This is a genomic window from Streptococcus sp. FDAARGOS_520 (assembly GCF_003812685.1).
GTDB classification, from domain to species: domain Bacteria; phylum Bacillota; class Bacilli; order Lactobacillales; family Streptococcaceae; genus Streptococcus; species Streptococcus agalactiae.
The window spans coordinates 332,586-357,626 of the sequence record NZ_CP033810.1 but is presented as its reverse complement, the minus strand read 5'-3'; the positions used below and the strand labels follow the sequence as shown (position 1 = coordinate 357,626).

The following is a 25,041-nucleotide window of genomic DNA, read 5'->3' as shown; positions in this document are numbered from 1 at the left end:
CATTTTGATGAAAAAGTGGTTAGTTATTGTATCATGTTTTGTAGCATTTTTAGGCTTAGGTGCCTGTGCTAACAAGCAGGATCAAGCCAAAAACGAAAAATTAAAAGTAGTTGTAACCAACTCTATTTTGGCAGATATAACAAAAAATATAGCCGGTAACAAAATCGACTTACATAGTATTGTACCTGTTGGTAAAGATCCTCATGAATATGAGCCATTACCAGCAGACGTTGAAAAAACAACTCAAGCAGACCTTGTTTTTTACAACGGAATTAATCTTGAAACAGGCGGTAATGCTTGGTTTACAAAATTAATAAAGAACGCTAAGAAGAAAGAAAACAAAGATTACTTTGCGGTTAGCGATGGAGTTGATGTTATTTATCTAAATGGTCAAAGCGGAAAAGGTAAAGAAGACCCACATGCTTGGTTGAACCTTGAAAATGGTATTATTTACTCAAAAAATATTGCTAAGCAATTAATTGCTAAAGATCCAAAAAACAAAGCTACTTATGAGAAAAACAGAGATGCTTATGTAGCTAAATTAGAAAAATTGGATAAAGAAGCAAAATCTAAATTTAATGCCATTCCAGCTAATAAAAAATTAATTGTTACTAGTGAAGGTTGCTTTAAATATTTCTCAAAAGCTTATGGAGTTCCATCAGCATACATCTGGGAAATTAACACTGAAGAAGAAGGTACACCAGATCAAATTACTAGCTTAGTTAAGAAATTAAAACAAGTAAGACCTTCAGCTTTATTCGTTGAATCAAGTGTTGACAAGCGTCCTATGAAATCTGTTTCAAGAGAATCAGGTATCCCAATTTACGCAGAAATCTTCACAGACTCAATTGCTAAAAAAGGTCAAAAGGGTGACAGCTACTACGCTATGATGAAATGGAATCTTGATAAGATTGCAGAAGGTTTAGCAAAATAAGAGTGAGAATCGACATTGAAATCATAATGAAATCAATGATGTAGTATTCTCGCTTAAGGCTGAGTTGTAACAATGTCGAAATCCTAATCTAAAAACTGACTTAGCTTTAATAAATACAGAGAAGTGGAGTCTGGTTTTATAACCAGCTCCATTCTACTTTTGGAGGAAAAATGATTATTAGTAAACACTTAAGCGTAAGTTATGATAATAATTTAGTGCTAGAAGATATTAATTTACGCTTAGAAGGCTCCGGAATCATTGGTATTTTAGGGCCTAATGGGGCGGGGAAATCTACGCTTATGAAAGCTCTTCTTGGTTTGGTTGATTCTACTGGAGAATCAGGGATTGGGGGAGATTTGCTACCTTTAATGGGGAGAGTAGCATATGTTGAACAAAAAACTAATATTGATTACCAATTCCCTATAACTGTTGGAGAATGCGTTTCTTTAGGATTATATAAGGAACGAGGCCTCTTCAAGCGACTATCAAAAACTGACTGGGAAAAAGTATCCCGAGTGATTGATCAAGTTGGTTTGAGAGGGTTTGAAAATAGACCAATTAATGCCTTATCAGGTGGACAATTTCAACGTATGCTTATGGCAAGATGTCTCGTTCAAGAAGCGGATTACATTTTTTTAGATGAGCCGTTTGTAGGGATTGATTCCATTAGTGAACAAATCATAGTTAATTTACTAAAAAAATTAAGTAAGGCCGGAAAATTAATTTTAGTCGTCCATCACGATTTGAGTAAAGTTGATCATTATTTTGATCAAGTAATTATTTTGAACCGTCATCTAATTGCTTGTGGACCAATAGATCAGGCATTTACCCGTGAGAATTTAAGTGCTGCTTACGGTGATGCTATTTTGTTAGGACAAGGAGACTAGAATGTTTACGAAATTTTTTGAAGGCTTATTGACTTATCATTTTTTGCAAAATGCTTTTATAACTGCAATTGTGATTGGTATTGTAGCGGGTGCAGTAGGCTGTTTTATTATCTTGCGCTCAATGTCTTTGATGGGTGATGCTATTTCTCACGCTGTTCTACCAGGTGTTGCTATATCTTTTATTTTAGGGATTAACTTTTTTATAGGTGCTATTGTCTTTGGTTTGTTGTCTTCGATTATCATTACTTATATTAAAGAAAATAGTGTCATAAAAGGAGATACTGCTATTGGAATTACTTTTTCGTCCTTTTTAGCCTTAGGTATCATTTTAATTGGACTTGCTAATAGTACAACTGACCTCTTTCATATTCTTTTTGGGAATATTTTGGCAGTACAAGATAGTGATAAATATATGACTATTATTGTGGGATTAATTGTACTGACTCTGATTACTATCTTCTTTAAAGAATTATTATTGACTTCTTTTGATCCTGTTTTAGCAAAATCAATGGGAATGAGAGTTTCTTTTTATCATTATTTATTGATGATTTTGTTAACATTAGTTGCAGTAACAGCTATGCAGAGTGTGGGAACAATATTGATCGTAGCACTTTTAATTACACCAGCTGCAACAGCATATCTTTATGTTAAAAGTCTCAGAACAATGTTGTTTTTATCATCTGCATTAGGAGCAGTAGCATCTGTTCTGGGGTTATATATCGGTTATACATTTAATATTGCCGCAGGATCAAGTATTGTTTTAACATCTACTTTTATGTTTTTACTTGCTTTCCTATTTTCTCCTAAACAAAGTTTGTTTAAAAAGAAACAATAGTGTTGTTAAAAAATGAGACTAGAAAATGTTCTAGTCTCATTTTTGATAGAATTATTTAAATTTGTAGTCTTTAATAACTTTGATACTTGTAATAGTAATTTTTTCTTTTGGTTGATCTGATTTTGTAACTTCTACCGAAGCAATTTTATCCACAGTTTCCATGCCAGAGATTACTTGTCCAAAGACGGTATAACCACCATCTAAACTTGGATTTCCTCCCTCTGAATAGGCTTTAATAATCACCTTAGGAACTTTTTTATCTGACAGTTGTTTGGAATGATCTTGCTGGCTTTGATTGATAAAGAATTGGCTGCCATTAGTATCAGCTCCAGCATTTGCCATTGCTAAACTTCCCCTGATATTGTAGAGGTAAGGGGATATTTCATTAACAAAACCATTTCCAGAATCTTTCTTTTTATCTTTGCTATTCCATATAGATTTTCCACCGGTCCCGTCTCCATTAGGGTCACCAGATTGTATCATAAAATCTTTGATAACTCTGTGGAAACTTAACCCATTATAGTATCCTTCTTTTGCATGTGTTAGAAAATTTTCAACAGCTAAAGGAGCATATTTTGGAAATAACTTGATATTTATATCACCTTTAGAGGTTTTTATAAGCACTTGTGCCTCGTTTTTGGCAACAGCCTTGTCCAATTGAGGAAAAGCTTTTTTATCAGCTTTTAAGGCTTGCTTAGTTTTTTTGTTTAGTTGTTCAGTAGCTTCCTTTGAAGAGTTTTCAGCTAGTTTTTGGTCAACATAACGGTCTCCTTTTAGAGAACGCTCAATTGACTCGCAACCACTTAAAGTTAATATACTGACACAGGCTAAACCAAGATAAATAATTTTTTTCATACATACTCCTTGATTAAGTTATTAAGATGATTATATTTTATCATAAATTTTTAAATAATTTATAAAAGTAAATAGTAAACCTATTGGGGGACTTGTTGAAATTATGATAGAATAGTATAGCATGAGTTGATAGAGAAAGTGAGGAACAAGTATTTCACTTGAAATATGGTATTTATGGCAAATAAGAAAAAAACAAAAGGAAAGAAAACCAGAAGACCTACTAAGGCAGAAATAGAGCGTCAAAGAGCTATTCAAAGGATGATTACTGCTCTTGTTTTAACAATTATTCTCTTCTTTGGTATTATCAGATTAGGTATTTTTGGTATTACAGTCTATAACGTCATCCGTTTTATGGTAGGTAGCTTGGCTTACTTATTTATTGCGGCAACTTTAATCTACCTTTATTTCTTTAAATGGTTGCGAAAGAAAGATAGCTTAGTAGCAGGTTTTTTGATAGCTTCTTTAGGATTATTGATTGAGTGGCATGCTTACCTTTTCTCAATGCCTATTTTGAAAGATAAAGAAATTTTGCGTTCAACTGCTCGATTAATTGTGTCTGATTTAATGCAATTTAAAATCACTGTTTTTGCCGGTGGAGGTATGTTGGGTGCTTTGATTTACAAGCCAATTGCTTTTCTCTTTTCTAATATTGGTGCCTATATGATTGGTGTTCTCTTCATCATTTTGGGTCTCTTTTTAATGAGTTCTCTGGAAGTTTATGACATCGTCGAATTTATTAGAGCTTTTAAAAATAAAGTGGCAGAGAAGCACGAGCAAAATAAAAAGGAGCGTTTTGCTAAGCGAGAGATGAAAAAAGCAATCGCTGAACAAGAGCGCATAGAGCGTCAAAAAGCTGAAGAAGAAGCTTATTTAGCTTCGGTTAATGTAGACCCTGAAACGGGTGAGATTCTAGAGGATCAAGCTGAGGACAATTTGGATGATGCGCTACCACCTGAGGTAAGTGAAACATCAACTCCGGTATTTGAGCCAGAGATCCTTGCTTATGAGACATCGCCTCAAAATGATCCTTTACCAGTAGAGCCGACAATTTATTTAGAAGACTATGATTCGCCGATTCCTAATATGAGAGAAAATGATGAGGAAATGGTTTATGATTTAGATGATGATGTAGATGATAGTGATATAGAAAATGTCGACTTTACACCTAAAACGACACTGGTTTATAAATTACCAACGATAGATTTATTTGCACCAGATAAGCCTAAAAATCAATCCAAAGAAAAGGATTTAGTCCGAAAGAATATCAGAGTTTTAGAAGAAACATTTAGAAGTTTTGGTATCGATGTAAAAGTAGAACGTGCTGAAATTGGACCATCAGTTACTAAATATGAAATTAAACCAGCAGTTGGAGTTCGTGTGAATCGTATTTCAAATCTATCTGACGACCTAGCTCTTGCTCTTGCAGCAAAAGATGTGCGTATAGAAGCACCAATTCCTGGAAAATCATTAATAGGTATTGAAGTTCCTAACTCAGAAATTGCAACGGTTTCTTTCCGCGAACTTTGGGAACAATCTGATGCCAATCCTGAAAACCTTTTAGAAGTACCACTAGGAAAAGCTGTTAACGGCAATGCTCGCAGTTTTAACTTAGCTAGAATGCCGCATCTTTTGGTAGCTGGTTCAACTGGTTCAGGTAAATCTGTGGCAGTTAATGGAATTATTTCAAGTATTTTGATGAAGGCACGTCCAGATCAAGTTAAGTTTATGATGATTGATCCCAAAATGGTTGAATTATCTGTTTATAATGATATTCCACATTTATTAATCCCTGTTGTAACCAATCCGCGTAAAGCAAGTAAGGCACTCCAAAAAGTTGTTGATGAAATGGAAAATCGATACGAGTTATTTAGCAAAATTGGTGTGCGTAATATAGCAGGTTATAATACAAAGGTTGAAGAGTTTAATGCTTCCTCTGAGCAAAAACAAATACCTTTGCCTTTAATCGTTGTCATTGTAGATGAATTGGCTGACTTGATGATGGTTGCTAGTAAAGAAGTTGAAGATGCTATTATTCGTTTGGGGCAAAAAGCACGTGCTGCAGGTATCCATATGATTCTTGCAACTCAACGTCCATCCGTAGATGTTATTTCTGGTTTGATTAAAGCAAATGTTCCGTCGCGTATTGCATTTGCTGTTTCAAGTGGTACTGATAGCCGTACGATCCTTGATGAAAATGGTGCTGAAAAGCTCTTGGGACGGGGTGACATGCTCTTTAAGCCTATTGATGAGAATCATCCAGTACGACTACAAGGTTCCTTTATTTCAGATGATGATGTTGAAAGGATCGTTGGTTTTATCAAAGACCAAGCCGAGGCTGACTATGATGATGCCTTTGATCCTGGAGAAGTATCTGAAACAGATAACGGCTCTGGTGGTGGCGGCGGAGTACCTGAAAGTGATCCTCTTTTTGAAGAAGCCAAGGGACTCGTTTTAGAGACGCAAAAAGCAAGTGCCTCAATGATTCAACGCCGATTGTCTGTTGGTTTCAATAGAGCAACAAGACTAATGGAAGAATTAGAAGCAGCGGGGGTTATTGGTCCAGCAGAAGGAACCAAGCCACGAAAAGTTTTAATGACTCCAACTCCGAGTGAATAAGAAAAAACTAATCTGACAAGAAATTGTCGGATTAGTTTTTTATGTTATAATGAAGCAAATAGATGAAGAAGAAGGTTACGAATGCATATTGAGACTGTTATTGATTTCAAAGAATTAGGAAAAAGATATCGTTTTAAAAATCCTACAAAAGAATTAATAGCTGATACTTTAGAACAAGTCTTAGAAGTGATAAAAGAAGTTGATTATTATCAATCTCAAAATTATTATGTTGTTGGTTATTTATCTTATGAAGCATCTGCTGCTTTTGATTCACATTTTAAAGTTTCTCAACAGAAGTTGGCTGGAGAACATCTAGCTTATTTTACAGTACATAAAGATTGTGAGAACGAAGCTTTTCCTTTAAGTTATGAAAATGTTAGATTAGCAGATAATTGGACTGCTAATGTTTCTGAGCAAGAATATCAAGAGGCAATTGCTAATATTAAAGGACAAATTAGACAAGGAAATACTTATCAAGTAAATTATACACTAGAGCTTAGCCAACAATTATGCTCGGATCCCTTTAGTGTTTATGAACGCCTAATGGTAGAACAAGGAGCAGGATATAATGCTTATATTGCCTACGACGATAAAAGGATTTTATCTGTAAGCCCGGAATTGTTCTTTAAGAAGAAGGATGAAGTCTTAACAACTAGACCAATGAAGGGAACAAGCGCTAGAAAGCCTACTTATCAAGAAGATGTGGCGGAGCGAGATTGGTTGGCAAATGATCCTAAAAATCGTTCTGAAAATATGATGATTGTTGATTTATTAAGAAACGATATGGGCCGTATCTGTGATGTTGGAACAGTTAAGGTAAAAAAACTATGTCAAGTGGAGCAGTATGCAACTGTGTGGCAAATGACATCAACTATTGAAGGAGTTTTATCGCCAGAAGTGACACTTATGTCTATTTTTCAAGCTCTATATCCTTGTGGATCTATCACTGGAGCTCCTAAGATATCAACAATGGCTATTATTAATGAGTTGGAAAAACGGCCAAGAGGTATTTATTGTGGGACGATAGGACTTTGCATGCCAGACGGACAAGCTATTTTTAACGTTCCTATTCGCACAGTACAAATGAAAGGTCAACAAGCCTATTACGGCGTTGGTGGAGGTATTACGTGGGAGAGCCAGACAGATTCTGAATATGAAGAAACCCGTCAAAAATCAGCTGTTTTAACACGTGTCAATCCAAAATTTCAATTAATAACTACAGGAAGAGTGACTGAAAATAAACTTCTTTTCTCTCAACAACATGTCGAGAGATTAGTTGAATCAGCGTCTTATTTTGCTTATTCTTTTGATAAAAGTAAATTCGAAAGGGAACTGAAAAAATACCTTCATCAGCTAGATGAGAAGGATTACCGCTTGAAAATAATGCTTGATAAAACTGGTAAGGTAACGTTTGAGGTAAAACAACTAGTGAATTTATCAAAAAAGTTTTTAACGGCAGAGGTGGTCGTACAAGACTACCCTATTAAATTATCCCCGTTTACTTATTTTAAAACTTCTTATCGCCCACATATTATTGAAGGTCAGAATGAAAAGATATTTGTATCTCCTGAGGGGTTGCTATTGGAAACAAGTATTGGGAATATTGTTTTAGAAAAAAATGGAAGGTTTTTAACCCCAGATTTATCAGAAGGAGGGTTGAATGGGATTTATCGTCGTCATCTCCTTAAAACCCAAAAAGTAATTGAAGCACCACTAACTTTAAAAGATTTAGAATCAGCCGATGCTATATACGCCTGTAATGCTGTTAGAGGGCTTTATCCTCTAAACCTAAAGTAAAAAGAGTTGGAAATTTTGTACTGACCCCCAAAAGTTGGACAATTTATTTTAAGTGAAGGATTTAGTTCTGTATTGCACAGGACTAAGTCCTTTTAGTTTTGCTTTGATTCGCTTGTTGTTGTAGTAAAAAATGTAATCTGTGATAGCTTGCTCAAGGTCATCAAGTGATTTGTAAGACTTCTCCAAGCCATAGAACATCTCAGATTTTAGAATCCCAAAGAAAGATTCCATCATACCGTTGTCAGGACTGTTCCCCTTCCGTGACATAGAAGGACGAATGCCTTTGTCCTCCAGAAATTGATGGTAGGACTTGTGCTGGTACTGCCAGCCTTGGTCGCTGTGGAGAATGGTTTCGCTGTATGAAGCCGCAGGAAAAGCCCTCTCAAGCATGGTTTGAACCTGTTTCAAGTCAGGAGACCGAGACAGGGTAAAATCAATTATCTCACTGTTATAGCCATCAAGAACAGGCGATAGATAAAGTTTCCCTTCAGGTAAAGCAAACTCCGTCACATCGGTATAGCACTTCTCATAGGGCTTCGACCCCTCAAACTGGCGTTGAATCAGGTTATCAGCCTTCTTACCAACCTCACCTTTGTAAGAGGCATACTTGCGCTTACGACGAATACGAGCAGTCAAGCCCATACTTTTCATCAAGCCTTGCACCCTTTTGTGGTTGATGACAAAGCCACGATTTCGCAGTTCTAAATAAATCCGACGATAGCCATAGTTTCCTCTATGTTCATCATAAATGGATTGAATGTCAGATTTGATTGCTTTGTCTTTATTTGGTTTATTCAGTTTCTTTAGTTGATAATAGTAAGTTGCACGAGCTATCTTAGTTATCTCAAGTAAGAGGTCTAGTCGGAATCCTCCTGTGACCATTTCTCTAATTGTTTCTGCCGTTCGCTCTGTAAGGCTTCGTCCCTCAAGCGCAAATCCCTCAACTTTTTAGAAAGGCATTCTCCGTTCTCAAGCGCTCATTTTCTTCCTGAAGTCGCTCGAGCTCTGTCATTTCTTCCCAAGTTTTCTTACGCTTACGTCCCATTTTACTCGGTCTCCCTCTTGTTTCTCAACAATAGTATAACCATTTTTCTTAAATTGGGAAAGCCAATTTGTGAGTATAGAACAATTAGAGAGAGCATAATCAAGAGAAACAGAGAGTTGAGAACAACCATGAATCAAGACTTTATCTATCATTTCCTGCTTTAATTCAGGTGGATAATACTCATTTCTACCTTTTTCGACGATTTCTACACCATACCGATCCATGAGTTTTATCATGTATTTAAGATTCGAGATACGAACATCATATCGTTGACTAATCTGAGACCAGGACATCCCGATCTTTCTTAACTCGTATATTTCTAGTTTATCTTCATAACTTAATTTCATCAGAAAAGCACCCCAATCGTTAGATTTTTTGTCTAACTTTTGGGGTGCAGTTCAATTTATCCAACTCTTTTTATTGTACTTTGATAAAGATGATAACCAATAATCCTAGGTAAAAAAGGAAAGTTAGAATAAAGCCAGATCTCCAAAATAATTTTAAAAAACGTTTATAAGAAAAAAGAGTCTTTGTTCGTAGAAGCTTTATTGTAATTCCGATTGCCAGTAATGAAATGAGAATCAGATAGTAAGGTAAAAGATTTTGTTTTAACAGACTAGATGATATTAATGGAATTAAAAAAACAAAAATAGGAAAAGCAACATCTGGAAACATAATGTTAAATTTTTTAAGTTTAAATATTTTGACAAGAACCTGTGAAAATATAGGGATTAAAACAAGAAATAAAGAAGAAATAATTTTGTATATCATAGGTCTATTTTATACCGATTTTGGTAAGAAGTAAACTGATTTTCAATAGAATTAGCGAAACTACTTGGTTAAAAAAGCTTTATAAAGTAGGAGAGCAATTCCAGATAATTCAACATCTTTTTTATAAATCATAATGTACTCTGAAAATAACTTATTCTTATGAAAATGGTAGACATTGCACTCTTTATCCAAATAGCGATGAATGAGAGTTTGTGGAACAAATGTTGCTCCCATCCCTGACAAAGATAGGCTAGCTGCTGTAGGAACGGTACTAGTTGTAATCATCTGATTTAATGACATGTGATGAAGCTCATAGAATTGTGCAATTGTTTTGCCAATTCCGTACTCTAATGGTGTTAGGATAAGAGGTTCATTGTCTAGAACTGAAATAGGATATTCAAAAGGAATAATCTGTCCACGTTTTTCAGCGTTGTAGAGTTGGCTGGTGGTAGGTATCATTAAAAACAATTCGTCGCGGTAAATAGTGGTTGATGCAATTCCATCTTTATAAAGGATAGGAGCCATCCCAACAGCTAGGTCAATATCACCACTCGCTACCAATTGTTCAGAAATATTTTGATTGTTTTCGAGTAATTTGACAGAAATTTCTGGGTGCTCCAAGTTAAATTTGGGAAGTACATTTGCCAGAATAGAACTTGCTAAGCCAGAGTTAATCCCAAGTGTGATTTCTCCTTTTTTATCAGAACGGATGAGATATAGTTCTTTGGCCATTTGACGCTCAATCATATCAATTTCTTTTAGGTAGAATAGATATCTCTGTCCAGCATAAGTTAAAAAGGTTTGGTGTCCTTGGCTCTGGATGAGTTTTATTTCTAACTCATTTTCTAATTGCTTGATCACTTTGCTTAGGTAAGGTTGAGAAATAAAAAGGTGTGCAGCGGCTTTAGTGATGTTTGAGTATAGCTCGATACTCTCTAGATACATTAATTTTTGTTGATTTTTCAAGACTTTATAACCAGTTTGATATCCTTAGATTAATAATAAGTTATGATACGTTATGGCTATAAGTTTACTATCATTTTGAGCTAAAATCAATCTATTTAATTTAGTAGTATAACATGATATATTCATAACTATTTAGTTATAGAAATATCTAAAAAAATTTATTTGTAAAAAATTATTTTCAAAAGTAGACTATATAAGAGCAGATTGTTAGAATAATAGCCTTATTTTAACTGTTCATATTTTAAGGAGGAAAGCAAATGGCCAATGCATCTTTGCGACATCAATTATTTGAAAAACTTGACCAAAAATGTGATCAAATGGTTGCTATTCGTCGCTATTTACATGAAAATCCCGAATTATCATTTAAAGAGACAAAAACAGCAGCTTATATTTCAGATTTTTATAAAGGTAAGGACTGTCATGTTCAGACACAATTTGGTGGTATGAATGGCGTCGTAGTTGATATCTATGGTGATAAAGCGACAGATAAGCCCATCAAACACATTGCTTTGAGAGCCGACTTTGATGCTCTTCCAATTCAGGAAGAGACAGGGCTTTCTTTTGCTTCAAAAACAGCGGGCGTCATGCATGCTTGTGGACATGATGCCCATACAGCTTATTTATTGATTTTGGCTGAGAGCTTGATTGAATTAAAATCAGAATTTTCAGGTCATATCCGTATCTTACATCAACCGGCTGAAGAGGTGCCACCAGGCGGAGCAAAAGCAATGATTGAAGCAGGATGTTTAGATGGCATTGATGCTGTCCTTGGTATCCATGTTATGTCAACGATGGAAGAGGGAACGGTACAATATCACGCAGGTCCCATTCAAACAGGGCGTGCCACTTTTAAAGTTATTTTGCAAGGTAAGGGTGGACATGGTTCCATGCCACATCGTGCAAATGATACAATTGTTGCAGCTTCTAGTTTTGTTATGGCAGCGCAAACGATTGTCAGTCGTCGAGTTAATCCATTTGACACAGCAGTAGTTACTATCGGATCTTTTGATGGTAAAGGTTCTGCTAATGTGATCAAAGATAGTGTAACCTTAGAAGGTGATGTGCGCGTGATGTCTGAAGAGACACGAGGTGTTGTTGAGGAGGAATTTAAGCGTATTCTAGATGGAATAGCACAAACTTATGGTGTTAGTTATCAGTTAGACTATCAGAATGATTATCCTGTTTTAGTTAATAACAGTGAAGTGACACAGAAAGTTGCAAATAGTTTAAAATCTGTTGCTATAAAAGAAATTTTAGATGTCATTGATTGCGACCCTCAAACGCCGTCTGAAGATTTTGCCTATTATGCTCAAACAATCCCAGCTTGCTTCTTCTATGTTGGAGCACATGAAGAGGGGCAACCATATTACCCACATCATCATCCAAAATTCCAAATTGCAGAATCATCATTGATGGTATCTGCTAAATCAATGGCAACAGCAGCGCTTGCTATGCTTGTAGAAGGAGAATAGATAACATATGTTAACGACAAAGGAAAATTTCAAAGGAAATAACAAATTATTGGTGGGAATTGTACTCGCTGTACTATCATTTTGGTTATTTGCACAGTCTATTTTAAACATGGGACCAGATGTTCAGTCATCATTAGGTATTTCATCTGGTGCAATGGATATTGGTGTCTCAAGTACGGCATTGTTTTCAGGTTTATTTATTGTTGTAACTGGTGGTTTAGCAGATAAACTTGGTCGAGTTAAATTTACTTTTATTGGTCTTTGCTTAAATATTATTGGTTCTCTACTAATTGTTTTAGCTAATGGAGCAGTGCTATTTATTATGGGACGTATTTTTCAAGGATTGGCAGCAGCTTTTATTATGCCATCAACAATGGCCTTGGTTAAAACGTACTATGATGGTAAAGATAGACAACGTGCAGTTAGTTTCTGGTCAATCGGATCGTGGGGTGGCTCAGGTCTATGTTCTTATTTTGGTGGAGCGGTGGCAAGTACTCTAGGTTGGCGTTATGTCTTTATCTTTTCAATCATCGCATCAGTAGTTAGTTTTCTATTAATTTTAGGAACCCCAGAAAGTAAAAATGTTGGACAAAAAACTCACTTTGATTACCTTGGTTTAATTATTTTTATTATTTCAATGTTATCGTTAAATATTGGGATATCTATGGCTCAGGAACATGGATTGATGAACGTTATTCCATTGAGTCTTTTTACAGTGATGCTTATTGGATTTGTTCTGTTTTATTATGTTGAAACACGTAAATCTAATAGTTTTATTGACTTTCATCTGTTTGAAAATCGATTTTACTTAGGTGCGACAATATCAAATTTCTTACTGAATGCAGTTGCAGGAACTCTGATTGTTATTAATACTTACATGCAACAAGGTCGCCAGCTAACACCAAAGGTTGCAGGTGAAATGTCTTTAGGCTATTTGGTTTGTGTACTAATTGCTATCCGAGTTGGTGAGAAAATTTTACAACGTTTTGGTGCCCGTAAGCCAATGCTTTTGGGAGCTATGAGTACATTTGTTGGGATATTTTTAATGACTTTGGTCAATATTCAAGGACCTTTGTATCTTGTGTTAGTCTTTGTTGGTTATGCTTTATTTGGAACAGGCTTGGGGATCTATGCGACACCATCAACAGATACAGCTATTTCTAGTATTCCTAATGAAAAAGTAGGTTCTGCATCTGGAATTTACAAAATGGCAAGTTCACTAGGTGGTGCAATTGGTGTAGCAACTTCAATTGCGATTTATCATGCTTTTTCTGGTAATGCAGATTTTCACAAAGCAGCTTTGTGTGGATTAATTTTAAACCTAGTTTTTTGTAGTCTATCGATCTTATCAATTCTTTTTGTTATCCCTAAGAAAATTGAGGATAAATAAATAACAATACTTGAGATTCAAAATCTCAAGTATTGTTGTAATAATGTAAAAGGAATTGGGAAAGAAATTTAAAATATGCTAAATTCTCAAAGTAAGTTCCACCTCTAGTAGAAATGGAATTTAGTCTGATAAAAACCAATAAAAACCAACGAAAATCCGTCTCAGACTAAGTTCCGTTGGTTTTTATAATACTTGATTTCATAGGTTTTCAGAGTTAAAAATCGCAAAAAAAGGGTACAAGAAAACATCCTCATCTGAAAGCGTTTCAGATTAAGTTCCGCTATGGTTGAAGTTAGTGTGAGACGTTTAGGTTGTATCAGTTAGTTGATTAGGTTAGATTTTGTCTTTTAATAGTTTGGGAGATTGGCAGACGTCTTCCGCAGTAATTTCCTCAATACCGAGTATACTTGCGATGTCTTTTCCGTAAGTAAAAGAGAATAGCTCATAAGCCGTTTTACCATTTAGAGCCTGTCTCTTAACGCTGTTGATATGAGATAGTGCCAGATTAATGTCCTCTTGAGTCAAGTTGTCGAAGGAAGTCCCCTTAGGCAGTATGTCTCTCACGAGGGTATGATTCTTCTCGATTCTTGCTTTCTGGTCAGACCGATTAGGGTCACAAAAGAAGAGTTGAGACTGTCCACAAACATCTATCTCAATATCATCCACTCTAGCGAATTCCCCACCATTATCCGTTAGGATAACAGGAAAGAGTTCGAAGAAGTCTCTCTTGTTATCATAGAGTGTCCTCTTAATGACCTGTATGTGTTTAGCAGTTTCGATAGCTGTCTTAGAATCCATCAGTTTGGCAAAGATGAAGTTACAGAAGGCGACATTGAAGGTGAGAAGGACCTTTCCACCAATCCGTCCAATAACCGTGTCCATTTCAAGCCAGGAGTTCAGCTCTGATTGGTTCATGTGTTCTATAAAATCCTCGTACCGTCGCCCTTCTTTAATCGCTTTTGGAATAGGAGGGAGTGTGCTCTTTCGCCTTTTTTTGAACTTCACAGCTCTGGGTAGGTCGATTGGTGTGATGGATAGGTAGCCTTTCTTGATGTGTCGATAAACGGTTGAAGAACTCACTTCTAGATCGTTGGTTTTGAGGATATGATAGATACGTTGGCCCTTCTTGACCCCATTAGAAAGCACTCTATCTATTTTCCAGAAGGTCTCTTTGTTCAAAGGGATTCCTTCTCTAGATTCAACTAAAAGTTTTTCATAGTTTCTTTGAGCTTGCTTAGCAAGATAGAAGGTCTTCTTGTAACCACAGTTGATCCTCCTCTTTGGACACCCATTACAAACATAGGGAGCTTTTCTTAGTAGCGGACAGTCTAGGCAGTCTTTGGTTGATTCTCTTAGTTGCTTATTTCGTTTGACTTCTTTTGCGATAGTAGTAGGGTGTTTCAGTAGATTAAGCCCGATGGCTTTAAAGGTTTCTCCTCTATCCAAACCAGATTGGATGTCATTACGGTCTAAGAGAGTTAGGTGTTTGTGTTTTGTCATGATGGATAAACTCATTTCTAACCCAAACGTCTCAGACTTAATTCCACCATAAAAATCCTTTTCACACTAACTTCCGGTTTTGGAGGGCAGACGGAACTTACTTTGAGAAATTACTAAATTTAAAATATAATGAAATTAATGGCTTAAAACTATTGCTTTTATTTATGATTATAGTATAATGGTAAGGTATGTTATAAACATGCCTGTGGGAGGTAAAAATTTCTAATTACCGCCAAAACCACAACAGGAGGATTTTTAAAAATGGCTAAAAAAGTTGAAAAACTTGTAAAACTTCAAATTCCTGCTGGTAAAGCAACTCCAGCTCCACCAGTTGGACCAGCACTTGGTCAAGCAGGAATCAACATCATGGGATTCACTAAAGAGTTTAACGCTCGTACAGCTGATCAAGCTGGTATGATTATTCCAGTTGTTATCTCAGTATATGAAGACAAATCATTTGATTTCATCACTAAAACACCACCAGCTGCTGTTCTTTTGAAAAAAGCTGCAGGTGTTGAAAAAGGATCAGGTGAACCTAACAAAACTAAAGTTGCAACAATTACTCGTGCGCAAGTACAAGAAATTGCTGAAACTAAAATGCCAGATTTAAACGCTGCAAACCTTGAGTCTGCAATGCGTATGATCGAAGGTACTGCTCGTTCTATGGGATTCACTGTTACTGACTAATCAGAAACACCCACATAACCCGCAAGACTTCATCGTAGTTTGATGAGTGACGTGGGAGATTTTAAATCAAATCGATTGACCACATTACAAGGAGAATTTTAAAATGGCTAAAAAAAGTAAAAACTTACGTGCTGCTCTTGAGAAAATTGACAGCACTAAAGCATACAGCGTAGAAGAAGCTGTAGCTCTTGCAAAAGAAACTAACTTTGCTAAATTTGATGCAACTGTTGAAGTTTCTTATAACCTTAACATTGACGTTAAAAAAGCTGACCAACAAATCCGTGGTGCTATGGTTTTACCAGCAGGTACTGGTAAAACTTCACGTGTTCTTGTTTTTGCTCGTGGTGCTAAAGCTGAAGAAGCTAAAGCAGCAGGTGCAGACTTTGTCGGTGAAGATGACTTAGTTGCTAAAATCCAAGGTGGATGGCTTGACTTTGATGTTGTTATCGCAACACCAGATATGATGGCACTTGTTGGACGTCTTGGACGTGTCCTTGGACCTCGTAACTTGATGCCAAACCCTAAAACTGGTACAGTAACTATGGACGTTGCTAAAGCAGTTGAAGAGTCTAAAGGTGGTAAAATTACTTACCGTGCTGATAAAGCAGGTAACGTCCAAGCCCTTATTGGTAAAGTTTCATTTGATGATGCTAAATTAGTTGATAACTTCAAAGCATTTAATGATGTTATTGTTAAAGCTAAACCAGCTACTGCAAAAGGAACTTACATCACAAACCTTTCAATTACAACAACACAAGGTGTTGGTATCAAAGTTGATCCTAACTCACTTTAATCAATAAAAAACTAGGAATTCCTTCCTAGTTTTATTTATTCTATATACTTAACTAGTTAAGTATATATTTTAATAATCAAAGGATATTATATGTGTTTCTTTTGAAAAATAGCTTTTTATCTGTATTAACCTTCTTAAAGACTAATGAATGTGCGATGTGTTTTAAGTAACAGATGAGAATAAGGAAAAATGAAATTGGCGATATGGTATGTGACTATTATGATTATTCTTTAGCAATAATCTATTAAAATGAGTTCGCAGGGAATAAGTAAATTTTGTATCGTTGTAGATTTTTTATTTTAAGATTCTTGACAAGACATTACTAAAATGATCTAATTAAGTTTGCTTAAAAAAATAATTAACTAAACTTAAAAGAAAGTTGGTAAAAATGAGACGTAACATATTATTGAGCATTACTTGTTTATTGATGGTGACTCTGACTGCATGCCATTCACAGGATAGCAAAAGTCATAAACTAAACAGTGATAAACTCACGCTTGCTTGGGGAGAAGACTTTGGTGATGTTAATCCGCATCGCTATAACCCTGATCAGTTTGTTATCCAGGATATGGTTTATGAGGGGTTGGTACGATATGGTGACAATGGGAAAATTGAACCAGCTTTAGCGAAAAGCTGGAGCATTAGTCAAGATGGAAAAACCTACACTTTTAAATTGAGAAATGCTAAATATTCTGATGGCAGTAACTTTAATGCTGCGAATGTCAAACGTAATTTTGATAGTATTTTTTCGAAGTCTAATAGAGGTAATCATAATTGGTTTAATTTAACGAATCAATTGGAAAATTATCGTGCCTTGAATCAAAGTACTTTTGAAATTAAACTGAAACAAGCTTATAGTGCTACTTTATATGATCTCTCTATGATTCGACCAATTCGCTTTTTATCTGATAGCGCTTTCCCTAAAGGTGATGATACAACTAAGAAGAATGTAAAAAAACCAATTGGAACGGGTCAATGGGTTGTGAAAAGTAAAAAGCAAAATGAATATATTACCTTCAAACGTAATGAGAATTACTGGGGAAAGAAACCAAAATTAAAAGAAGTAACCGTAAAAGTTATACCCGATGCTCAGACGCGTGCTTTAGCATTCGAATCAGGTGACGTTGATTTGATCTATGGGAATGGCATTATTGGTTTAGACACTTTTGCCCAATATACGAAGGACAAGAAATATGTCACAGCTATTTCTCAACCTATGTCAACAAGACTTTTGTTGCTAAATGCTAAGGAAAGTATTTTCCAAGATAAAAAAGTTCGTCAGGCAATGAATCATGCTATTGACAAGGTTTCTATTGCTAAGAACACCTTTAGAGGAACAGAAAAGCCAGCAGACACTATTTTTTCAAAATCAACATCTCACTCAGATGCTAAGTTAAATCCTTATAGCTATAATGTTGATAAAGCAAATCAGCTATTGGATCAAGCTGGTTGGAAGATGGGAAAAGATAAGGTTCGTGAAAAAGATGGTAAAACTCTAACCTTACGTCTTCCTTATATCGCCACTAAGGCAACTGATAAAGACCTGGTAACTTATTTCCAAGGAGAATGGCGTAAAATCGGTATTAATGTTTCTCTTATTGCTATGGAAGAAGATGATTATTGGGCTAATGCTAAAAAGGGTAATTTTGATATGATGTTAACCTATTCTTGGGGAGCACCATGGGACCCTCATGCTTGGATGTCGGCATTAACTGCCAAGGCAGATCATGGACATCCAGAAAATATAGCTTTAGAAAATCTAGCAACTAAAACTGAAATGGATAGACTTATTAAGTCAGCTCTAGTAGATCCTAAGGAAGAAAATGTTGATAGAGACTATAAGAAGGTTCTTGAATTATTGCATGATGAGGCTGTATATATCCCATTAACTTATCAATCGGTGATTTCTGTTTATAGGAAAGGTGATTTTAAAACCATGCGTTTTGCGCCAGAAGAAAATTCATTCCCATTACGCTATATAGAAAAAAACAATGTATCTAAGTAGTTCGATCATCAAAAAAATATTGTCAGCTTTTTTGGCATTGTTTTTCATATCACTTCTAACATTTATTCTTATCAAACTATCAACAGTTAATCCAGCAGAAAATTACCTTCGTTTATCAAAAATAAGTGTTAGTCCAGAAGCGCTAAAAGAAGCAGAGCACTATTTAGGTTTAGATAAGCCATTATGGAAGCAGTACTGGCTGTGGTTCCAAAAAGCATTAACAGGAGATTTTGGATATTCTTATGTGCTCAGGTTGCCAGTATTAGATTTGGTTTTACAACGGTTTTTGGCTACTTTATTTTTAGGCACGAGTGCCTTCTTGCTAATTGTTACCATTTCTACCCCGTTAGGTGTGTGGGCTGGCTTACATGAATCTGCTCGGAGTGATCACTTGATTCGATTTTTGAGTTTTTCTAGTGTGTCTATGCCAAATTTTTGGGTTGCTTACTTGTTGATGCTGCTATTTTCGGCAAAATTAAATCTTCTGCCTGTTTCAGGAGGTAACGATTTACAAAGTTTAATTTTGCCAAGTATTACCTTAAGTTTTTCTACCGTAGGTCAATACATAGCCCTTATTCGAAAAGCTATTAGTCAAGAAAATAGAAGTTTAAATGTGGAAAATGCCCGATTAAGAGGAGTAAAAGAACGTTATATTGTCACACATCACCTCCTTAGAAATGCCTTACCTGCGATAATGACAGCACTTAGCTTGACTTGGGTTTACTTATTAACAGGATCAATTATTGTTGAAGAAATTTTTTCATGGAATGGAATAGGACGTTTATTTGTGACCAGTCTAAGAACTTCAGATCTTCCAGTAATACAAGCTTGTATGCTAATTTTTGGAACCTTATTTTTAGCTAATAATTTTATGACACAGTGTTTTATGAATTGGGTTGATCCTCGGTTACGAAAGTCAAGGGAGAAATAATATCAAAAAGAATTTATTTTTCGAGTAGCTTACTGGTATTGTTAGTGATTAGTGCCATTTTTGCCCCTATTCTATCTAGCTTTGATCCACAATACGTAGATTTATCACAAAAATTATTGGCTCCCAATAATGTTCATTTGTTAGGGACTGACCAATTGGGTAGAGATGTATTATCTCGCTTGCTTTATGGTGCTAGATATTCACTGTTTTTAGCTATTATTATTAGCTTATTGGAATTAACGATTGGTATGTTTGTGGGTCTTATTGTTGGTTGGTATCAAGGAAAGTTAGAAAACCTCTTTTTATGGATAGCTAATATTATTTTAGCTTTTCCGAGCTTTTTGCTCTCTCTTGCAACCGTGGGGATCTTAGGTCATGGTCTAGGGAATTTAATTTTTGCAATTGTCTTTGTGGAATGGGTTTACTATGCTAAATTAATGACCAATTTAGTTAAGAGTGCAAAAAAAGAGCCTTATGTGATAAATGCGCAAATTATGGGACTTTCAGTCTGGCATATTTTAAGAAAACATATTTTTCCTTTTGTGTATCAGCCAATCCTCGTTATGGTCCTTATGAATATAGGAAATATTATTTTAATGATTTCTGGCTTTTCTTTCTTAGGGATTGGTGTGCAACCTAATGTCACAGAATGGGGAATGATGTTGCACGATGCTAGAGGATATTTTAGGACAGCTACTTGGATGATGTTATCTCCTGGAATTGCGATTTTTTTAACAGTATTTTCCTTTAATACTTTAGGCGATGCCATAGATAAAAAAGATTGGAAACGACAATGGAACAGTTAGAAATAAGAAAATTGTCATTACAGATAGGAGAGGTCCCTGTACTAAGAGATTTTAGTTGTAAAATAGATATGGGAGAATCGCTAACTATTATTGGTGAGAGTGGTTCAGGGAAAACCCTCTTGGCAAAATTATTGGTTGGTCACATTCCACAAGGTATGACAGTTAGAGGAAACATATTTTTTAAGGGAGTTGATTTAGGTAAACTAACTGTAAAGCAGTGGCAGAAATTAAGGGGACGAGATATTGCCTATTTAGTGCAAAATCCCATGTCTATGTTTAATCCTTTTCAAAAAATTGAAGCGCATATTTTGGAAACAATCCTTAGTCATGAGAAATGTTCAAAGAGAGTAGCCTTATCTAAAGCGTTAGAATGGATGAAACGTTTAAATTTAGATGATGCGATATCCCTGTTAAAAAAATACCCTTTTGAGCTTAGTGGAGGAATGCTACAAAGAATTATGTTAGCCACTATATTATCTCTTGATCCTCAGGTAATCATATTAGATGAGCCGACCTCAGCGGTTGATTGTCATAATTGTTCTACTATATCAGCTATTTTGCAGGAATTGCAAAATAATGGAAAAACCTTGATTACTGTAACGCATGATTATCAGTTAGCTAGAGACCTGGGGGGACAATTATTAGTTATAAGTGAGGGAGAAGTTGTTGAACAGGGACAAACCCAAGCTATTTTAAGCAATCCTCAACATAACTATACGAAAGCACTGACAGTGCAAATGGAGTATGAAGGAGATATTCTTAATGTTGGTTTGTAATCATGTCGGAAAAACATTTGGACGACAAGAGGTTTTAAAGGACTGTCATTTTCATCTTAAAAGAGGAGAAATAATTGGTATAATGGGTAAAAGTGGCAGTGGTAAAAGTAGCCTTGCCCGACTCATTATAGGACTAGATAGTCCTACTTGTGGTTCGATATATTTTCAAGGAAAAATTTACACACCTAAAGATGGTAAGGCGCAGATTATCCTTGTTTTTCAAGATGCGCTTAGTTCGGTCAATCCATATTTTAGTATTGAGGAAATTTTGAATGAAGCTTTTTATGGAAAAAAAACAACTTTTGAATTATGTCAAATATTAGAAGCGGTGGGTTTAGATGGAACTTATCTAAAATATAAAGCTAGACAACTTAGTGGTGGTCAGCTACAGAGAGTTTGTATCGCTAGAGCTTTACTCTTAAAGCCTAAAATTATTATTTTTGATGAATCCTTAAGTGGATTAGACCCAGTAACTCAAATTAAAATGCTACGTTTATTACAAAAAATAAAACGCCGTTATGAATTAAGTTTTATAATGATTTCTCATGACCCTAAAATTTGTCAAGCTATCTGTAACCGGGTCTTTCTGATAAAAAATGGTTATTTAGTAGAAGATAATGAATTCTTGAAGAGAGCGTGTTCTACTAACTGTTTGACCAATCTCTGAATTATTATGTTTTTCTTATTTTAGGAGTTGATAAAGAAATCAACTTACTAGTGTCATTGCTCTATTAAAATTTTGCCTTTTATGGTAAAATAATAAAGACAAAATAAGGAGAACATAGTAGTGGAACCTAAATATCAACGTATATTAATTAAGTTATCTGGTGAAGCATTGGCGGGAGATAAGGGTGTCGGTATTGACATTCCTACCGTTCAATCTATTGCAAAAGAAATTGCCGAAGTACACAATTCAGGTGTTCAAATAGCGCTTGTCATTGGTGGAGGTAATCTTTGGCGTGGAGAACCTGCAGCAGAAGCAGGGATGGATCGTGTTCAAGCTGATTATACAGGGATGTTAGGGACAGTAATGAATGCTCTTGTAATGGCTGATAGCCTTCAACAATATGGGGTAGATACTAGAGTTCAAACAGCTATTCCAATGCAAACTGTTGCTGAGCCTTACGTACGTGGTCGTGCTTTACGTCATCTAGAGAAGAATCGTATTGTTGTCTTTGGAGCGGGTATTGGTTCGCCTTATTTCTCAACTGATACAACAGCAGCGCTTCGTGCTGCTGAGATTGAGGCAGAAGCAATTTTAATGGCTAAAAATGGAGTAGATGGTGTTTATAATGCTGATCCAAAGAAAGATGCCAATGCTGTCAAATTTGATGAATTAACTCACGTTGAAGTAATAAAACGAGGGTTAAAAATCATGGATGCAACCGCATCAACTATTTCAATGGATAATGATATTGACCTTGTTGTTTTCAATATGAATGAGACTGGTAATATTAAGCGTGTTGTTCTTGGAGAACAAATCGGAACAACTGTTTCAAACAAAGCATCTGAATAGGAGTGTATAAAAAATATGACTAAGGAAATCGTTACAAAAGCTCAAGAGCGTTTTGAGCAATCACACCAAAGTTTATCAAGAGAATTTGCAGGGATTCGTGCAGGACGTGCTAATGCTAGCTTGCTTGATCGTATTCAAGTTGAGTATTATGGAGCGCCAACCCCCCTTAACCAATTAGCTTCTATTACTGTACCTGAAGCTCGTGTCCTTTTAATTTCACCATTTGATAAATCATCAATCAAAGATATTGAGCGTGCTATTAACGAATCAGATTTAGGTATTAATCCTGCAAATGATGGTTCAGTTATTCGTCTTGTTATTCCAGCTTTGACAGAAGAAACACGTCGTGATTTAGCTAAAGAAGTGAAAAAAGTCGGAGAAAATGCTAAGATTGCTATCCGTAATATTCGCCGTGATGCTATGGATGAAGCTAAGAAGCAAGAAAAGAATAAAGAAATTACAGAAGATGACTTGAAATCTCTTGAAAAAGATATTCAAAAGGCTACTGATGATGCTGTAAAACATATTGATGAGATGACTGCTAATAAAGAAAAAGAATTGTTGGAAGTTTAATAGTAACGTTTGCTATCTTTATTATGATTGGCAAGTAATAAAATGATTATGGAGGTAACTGATAGAATCAAAACCAGATGGATTTGGTTTGTCGGTTACCTTTTTAAAAGGAGAAAAATGAATACATTATTAGCGACAGTCATAACAGGCTTAGTAACTGATGAAAACAAAGATTTTTACTTTATCCAAAAAGATGGCTTTACCTTTGCATTATCAAAGTCAGAAGGAGAGCATCACATTGGTGAAATGGTTAAAGGATTCGCCTATACAGATATGCAACAAAAAGCACGTCTTACAACTAAAGAAACATTTGCGACTCGAGATCATTATGGTTGGGGGACAGTTACTGAGGTACGTAAAGACTTGGGAGTATTTCTTGATACTGGTCTTCCAGATAAGCAAGTGGTTGTTTCTTTGGATGTTCTTCCTGAATTGAAAGAACTTTGGCCTAAAAAAGGTGATCGCCTCTACGTTTGCTTAGATGTTGATAAAAAAGATCGTCTCTGGGCTCTCCCTGCAGATCCTGAAGTGTTTCAACGAATGGCAACCCCTGCATATAACAATATGCAAAATCAAAATTGGCCAGCAATCGTTTATCGCTTAAAATTGTCAGGAACTTTTGTTTATCTACCAGAAAATAATATGCTCGGCTTTATTCACCCTAGTGAACGTTACAGTGAACCTCGTTTAGGGCAAGTGCTGGATGCACGAGTTATTGGCTTCAGAGAAGTTGATAGAACCTTAAATTTATCATTAAAGCCTCGTTCTTTTGAAATGTTAGAAAATGACGCACAAATGATTTTAACGTATTTAGAAAGTAACGGAGGATTCATGACTTTAAATGATAAATCTTCTCCAGAGGAAATTAAAGCTACTTTTGGAATTTCCAAAGGTCAGTTTAAAAAAGCACTTGGAGGACTCATGAAAGCTAAAAAGATCAAACAAGATCAGCTAGGTACAGAATTATTATAAACTTTTGAACTTTTAAAGTTTTCTCACGAGGTCGTTTTAGTTATAGCTAGAATTAATGGCTAATTATAGAAAAAAGCTGAGAGGAAATTTTGGCTTTTTTTGTTATAATGTATCTATTAAAAAGAATGGAGAACGATATGGAACGTGCGATTTTTGCTGGAGGTTGTTTTTGGTGTATGGTACAACCATTTGAAGAATTAGATGGTATTGAATCTGTTTTATCTGGATACACTGGAGGACATGTTGAGAATCCAACTTATAAAGAAGTTTGTAGTAAAACTACTGGACATACAGAAGCTGTTGAAATTATTTTTAATCCTGAAAAAATCTCTTATGCAGATTTAGTTGAGTTATATTGGGCACAAACAGATCCAACAGACGCTTTTGGTCAGTTTGAAGATCGTGGGGATAATTATCGTCCTGTCATCTTTTATGAGAATGAAGAGCAACGTCAGATTGCTCAAAAATCAAAAGATAAGCTACAAGCTTCGGGTAGATTTGATAGACCAATTGTAACCAGCATTGAGCCTGCTGATACTTTTTACCCAGCAGAAGACTATCATCAAGCATTCTATCGGACTAACCCTGCTCGTTACGCCTTGAGTAGTGCCAGAAGACATGCATTTCTAGAGGAGAACTGGCATTGAGAAAATCATTTTACAGTTGGTTGATGACACAAAGAAATCCAAAATCAAATGAACCAGTAGCAATCCTAGCAGATTACGCTTTTGATGAAACCACTTTTCCAAAACATAGTTCGGATTTTGAAACAGTTAGTCGCTATTTAGAAGATGAGGCCAGTTTTTCCTTTAATTTAACAGATTTTGATGATATTTGGGAAGATTATCTCAATCATTAACAATAATATAGAGATTGTATTTTCAATCTCTTTTTTAGGTTATAGAAATTGGACA

General features: G+C 35.5%; 23 protein-coding genes and 1 pseudogene. 19 read left to right on the top strand and 5 right to left on the bottom strand.

Annotation, left to right across the window (positions count from 1 at the left end; genetic code table 11):
- Positions 1-7: 7 nt before the first annotated feature.
- The 3 genes from EGX96_RS01835 (at position 8) to EGX96_RS01825 (ending at position 2,656) form a co-directional block, all read left to right on the top strand.
- A complete protein-coding gene (locus EGX96_RS01835; protein ID WP_000759089.1) occupies positions 8-934 on the top strand; it encodes a metal ABC transporter substrate-binding protein in 927 nt (308 codons plus the stop codon).
- 170 nt (positions 935-1,104) lie between these two features.
- On the top strand, positions 1,105-1,821 hold the full coding sequence (locus tag EGX96_RS01830; RefSeq protein WP_000587174.1) for a metal ABC transporter ATP-binding protein: 717 nt from the start codon (positions 1,105-1,107) through the stop codon (positions 1,819-1,821).
- Position 1,822: 1 nt separating this feature from the next.
- Positions 1,823-2,656, top strand: a complete 834-nt coding sequence (locus tag EGX96_RS01825; protein ID WP_000494347.1) for a metal ABC transporter permease — start codon at positions 1,823-1,825, stop codon at positions 2,654-2,656.
- A gap of 51 nt (positions 2,657-2,707) precedes the next feature.
- Here the strand turns inward: EGX96_RS01825 and EGX96_RS01820 are convergent, their stop codons facing one another.
- Positions 2,708-3,511: a peptidylprolyl isomerase gene (locus EGX96_RS01820; protein WP_000721136.1), complete on the bottom strand. Its 804-nt coding sequence runs from the start codon at positions 3,509-3,511 to the stop codon at positions 2,708-2,710.
- A gap of 165 nt (positions 3,512-3,676) precedes the next feature.
- Between EGX96_RS01820 and EGX96_RS01815 the strand changes: the two genes are divergently transcribed.
- Complete coding sequence (locus EGX96_RS01815) at positions 3,677-6,127, top strand: DNA translocase FtsK (protein ID WP_000231576.1); 2,451 nt, start codon at positions 3,677-3,679, stop codon at positions 6,125-6,127.
- A gap of 81 nt (positions 6,128-6,208) precedes the next feature.
- Complete coding sequence (gene pabB / locus EGX96_RS01810; RefSeq protein WP_123957809.1) at positions 6,209-7,924, top strand: aminodeoxychorismate synthase component I; 1,716 nt, start codon at positions 6,209-6,211, stop codon at positions 7,922-7,924.
- A gap of 48 nt (positions 7,925-7,972) precedes the next feature.
- Here the strand turns inward: pabB and EGX96_RS01805 are convergent.
- The 3 genes and pseudogenes from EGX96_RS01805 to EGX96_RS01790 form a co-directional block, all read right to left on the bottom strand.
- Positions 7,973-9,316, bottom strand: a pseudogene (locus EGX96_RS01805) (IS3-like element IS861 family transposase).
- 70 nt (positions 9,317-9,386) lie between these two features.
- Entirely contained in the window at positions 9,387-9,740 is a 354-nt protein-coding gene (locus EGX96_RS01795) for a DUF3397 domain-containing protein (RefSeq protein ID WP_079398546.1), read from the bottom strand.
- Positions 9,741-9,800: 60 nt separating this feature from the next.
- Complete coding sequence (locus EGX96_RS01790; RefSeq protein WP_000795892.1) at positions 9,801-10,706, bottom strand: LysR family transcriptional regulator; 906 nt, start codon at positions 10,704-10,706, stop codon at positions 9,801-9,803.
- A gap of 257 nt (positions 10,707-10,963) precedes the next feature.
- Here EGX96_RS01790 and EGX96_RS01785 point away from each other — a divergent pair, with 257 nt between their 5' ends.
- Both EGX96_RS01785 and EGX96_RS01780 read left to right on the top strand, forming a co-directional pair.
- Entirely contained in the window at positions 10,964-12,178 is a 1,215-nt protein-coding gene (locus tag EGX96_RS01785; protein WP_001262295.1) for a M20 family metallopeptidase, read from the top strand.
- A 7-nt stretch (positions 12,179-12,185) separates the two neighbouring features.
- Positions 12,186-13,568 carry an MFS transporter gene (locus tag EGX96_RS01780; RefSeq protein ID WP_000958259.1) on the top strand — a complete coding sequence of 461 codons (1,383 nt, stop codon included), beginning with the start codon at positions 12,186-12,188 and terminating at the stop codon, positions 13,566-13,568.
- A gap of 333 nt (positions 13,569-13,901) precedes the next feature.
- Here the strand turns inward: EGX96_RS01780 and EGX96_RS01775 are convergent, their stop codons facing one another.
- Entirely contained in the window at positions 13,902-15,068 is a 1,167-nt protein-coding gene (locus EGX96_RS01775) for an IS30-like element ISSag9 family transposase (RefSeq protein WP_000160532.1), read from the bottom strand.
- Positions 15,069-15,329: 261 nt separating this feature from the next.
- On the opposite strand from EGX96_RS01775, the gene rplK reads away from it, so the two are divergent.
- The 12 genes from rplK (at position 15,330) to EGX96_RS01715 (ending at position 24,986) form a co-directional block, all read left to right on the top strand.
- Entirely contained in the window at positions 15,330-15,755 is a 426-nt protein-coding gene (rplK, locus tag EGX96_RS01770; protein WP_001085802.1) for a 50S ribosomal protein L11, read from the top strand.
- Positions 15,756-15,858: 103 nt separating this feature from the next.
- Positions 15,859-16,548 carry a 50S ribosomal protein L1 gene (rplA, locus tag EGX96_RS01765; protein WP_001085664.1) on the top strand — a complete coding sequence of 230 codons (690 nt, stop codon included), beginning with the start codon at positions 15,859-15,861 and terminating at the stop codon, positions 16,546-16,548.
- Positions 16,549-16,936: 388 nt separating this feature from the next.
- A complete protein-coding gene (gene nikA, locus EGX96_RS01760; protein WP_001866044.1) occupies positions 16,937-18,553 on the top strand; it encodes a nickel ABC transporter substrate-binding protein in 1,617 nt (538 codons plus the stop codon).
- Positions 18,540-19,484, top strand: coding sequence for an ABC transporter permease (locus EGX96_RS01755; protein WP_000281507.1), 945 nt, complete (start codon positions 18,540-18,542; stop codon positions 19,482-19,484). Before nikA ends, EGX96_RS01755 begins: the two co-directional genes overlap by 14 nt.
- Entirely contained in the window at positions 19,484-20,290 is an 807-nt protein-coding gene (locus EGX96_RS01750) for an ABC transporter permease (protein WP_000044261.1), read from the top strand. The genes EGX96_RS01755 and EGX96_RS01750 overlap by 1 nt, the downstream gene beginning before the upstream one ends.
- Positions 20,278-21,066 (top strand): ATP-binding cassette domain-containing protein, encoded by a 789-nt coding sequence (locus tag EGX96_RS01745; RefSeq protein WP_000436149.1) that lies wholly within the window; start codon positions 20,278-20,280, stop codon positions 21,064-21,066. The genes EGX96_RS01750 and EGX96_RS01745 overlap by 13 nt, the downstream gene beginning before the upstream one ends.
- Positions 21,053-21,733 (top strand): ABC transporter ATP-binding protein, encoded by a 681-nt coding sequence (locus EGX96_RS01740; protein ID WP_000959468.1) that lies wholly within the window; start codon positions 21,053-21,055, stop codon positions 21,731-21,733. Before EGX96_RS01745 ends, EGX96_RS01740 begins: the two co-directional genes overlap by 14 nt.
- Positions 21,734-21,853: 120 nt before the next feature.
- On the top strand, positions 21,854-22,582 hold the full coding sequence (gene pyrH / locus EGX96_RS01735) for a UMP kinase (protein WP_000433491.1): 729 nt from the start codon (positions 21,854-21,856) through the stop codon (positions 22,580-22,582).
- Between the two features lie 15 nt (positions 22,583-22,597).
- A complete protein-coding gene (frr, locus tag EGX96_RS01730; RefSeq protein ID WP_000159519.1) occupies positions 22,598-23,155 on the top strand; it encodes a ribosome recycling factor in 558 nt (185 codons plus the stop codon).
- Positions 23,156-23,272: 117 nt separating this feature from the next.
- Positions 23,273-24,127, top strand: coding sequence for an RNA-binding virulence regulatory protein CvfB (gene cvfB, locus EGX96_RS01725; protein ID WP_001094275.1), 855 nt, complete (start codon positions 23,273-23,275; stop codon positions 24,125-24,127).
- Positions 24,128-24,264: 137 nt separating this feature from the next.
- Positions 24,265-24,774: a peptide-methionine (S)-S-oxide reductase MsrA gene (gene msrA, locus EGX96_RS01720; RefSeq protein ID WP_000438899.1), complete on the top strand. Its 510-nt coding sequence runs from the start codon at positions 24,265-24,267 to the stop codon at positions 24,772-24,774.
- Positions 24,771-24,986, top strand: coding sequence for a YozE family protein (locus tag EGX96_RS01715; RefSeq protein ID WP_001232073.1), 216 nt, complete (start codon positions 24,771-24,773; stop codon positions 24,984-24,986). Before msrA ends, EGX96_RS01715 begins: the two co-directional genes overlap by 4 nt.
- Positions 24,987-25,041: the final 55 nt, after the last annotated feature.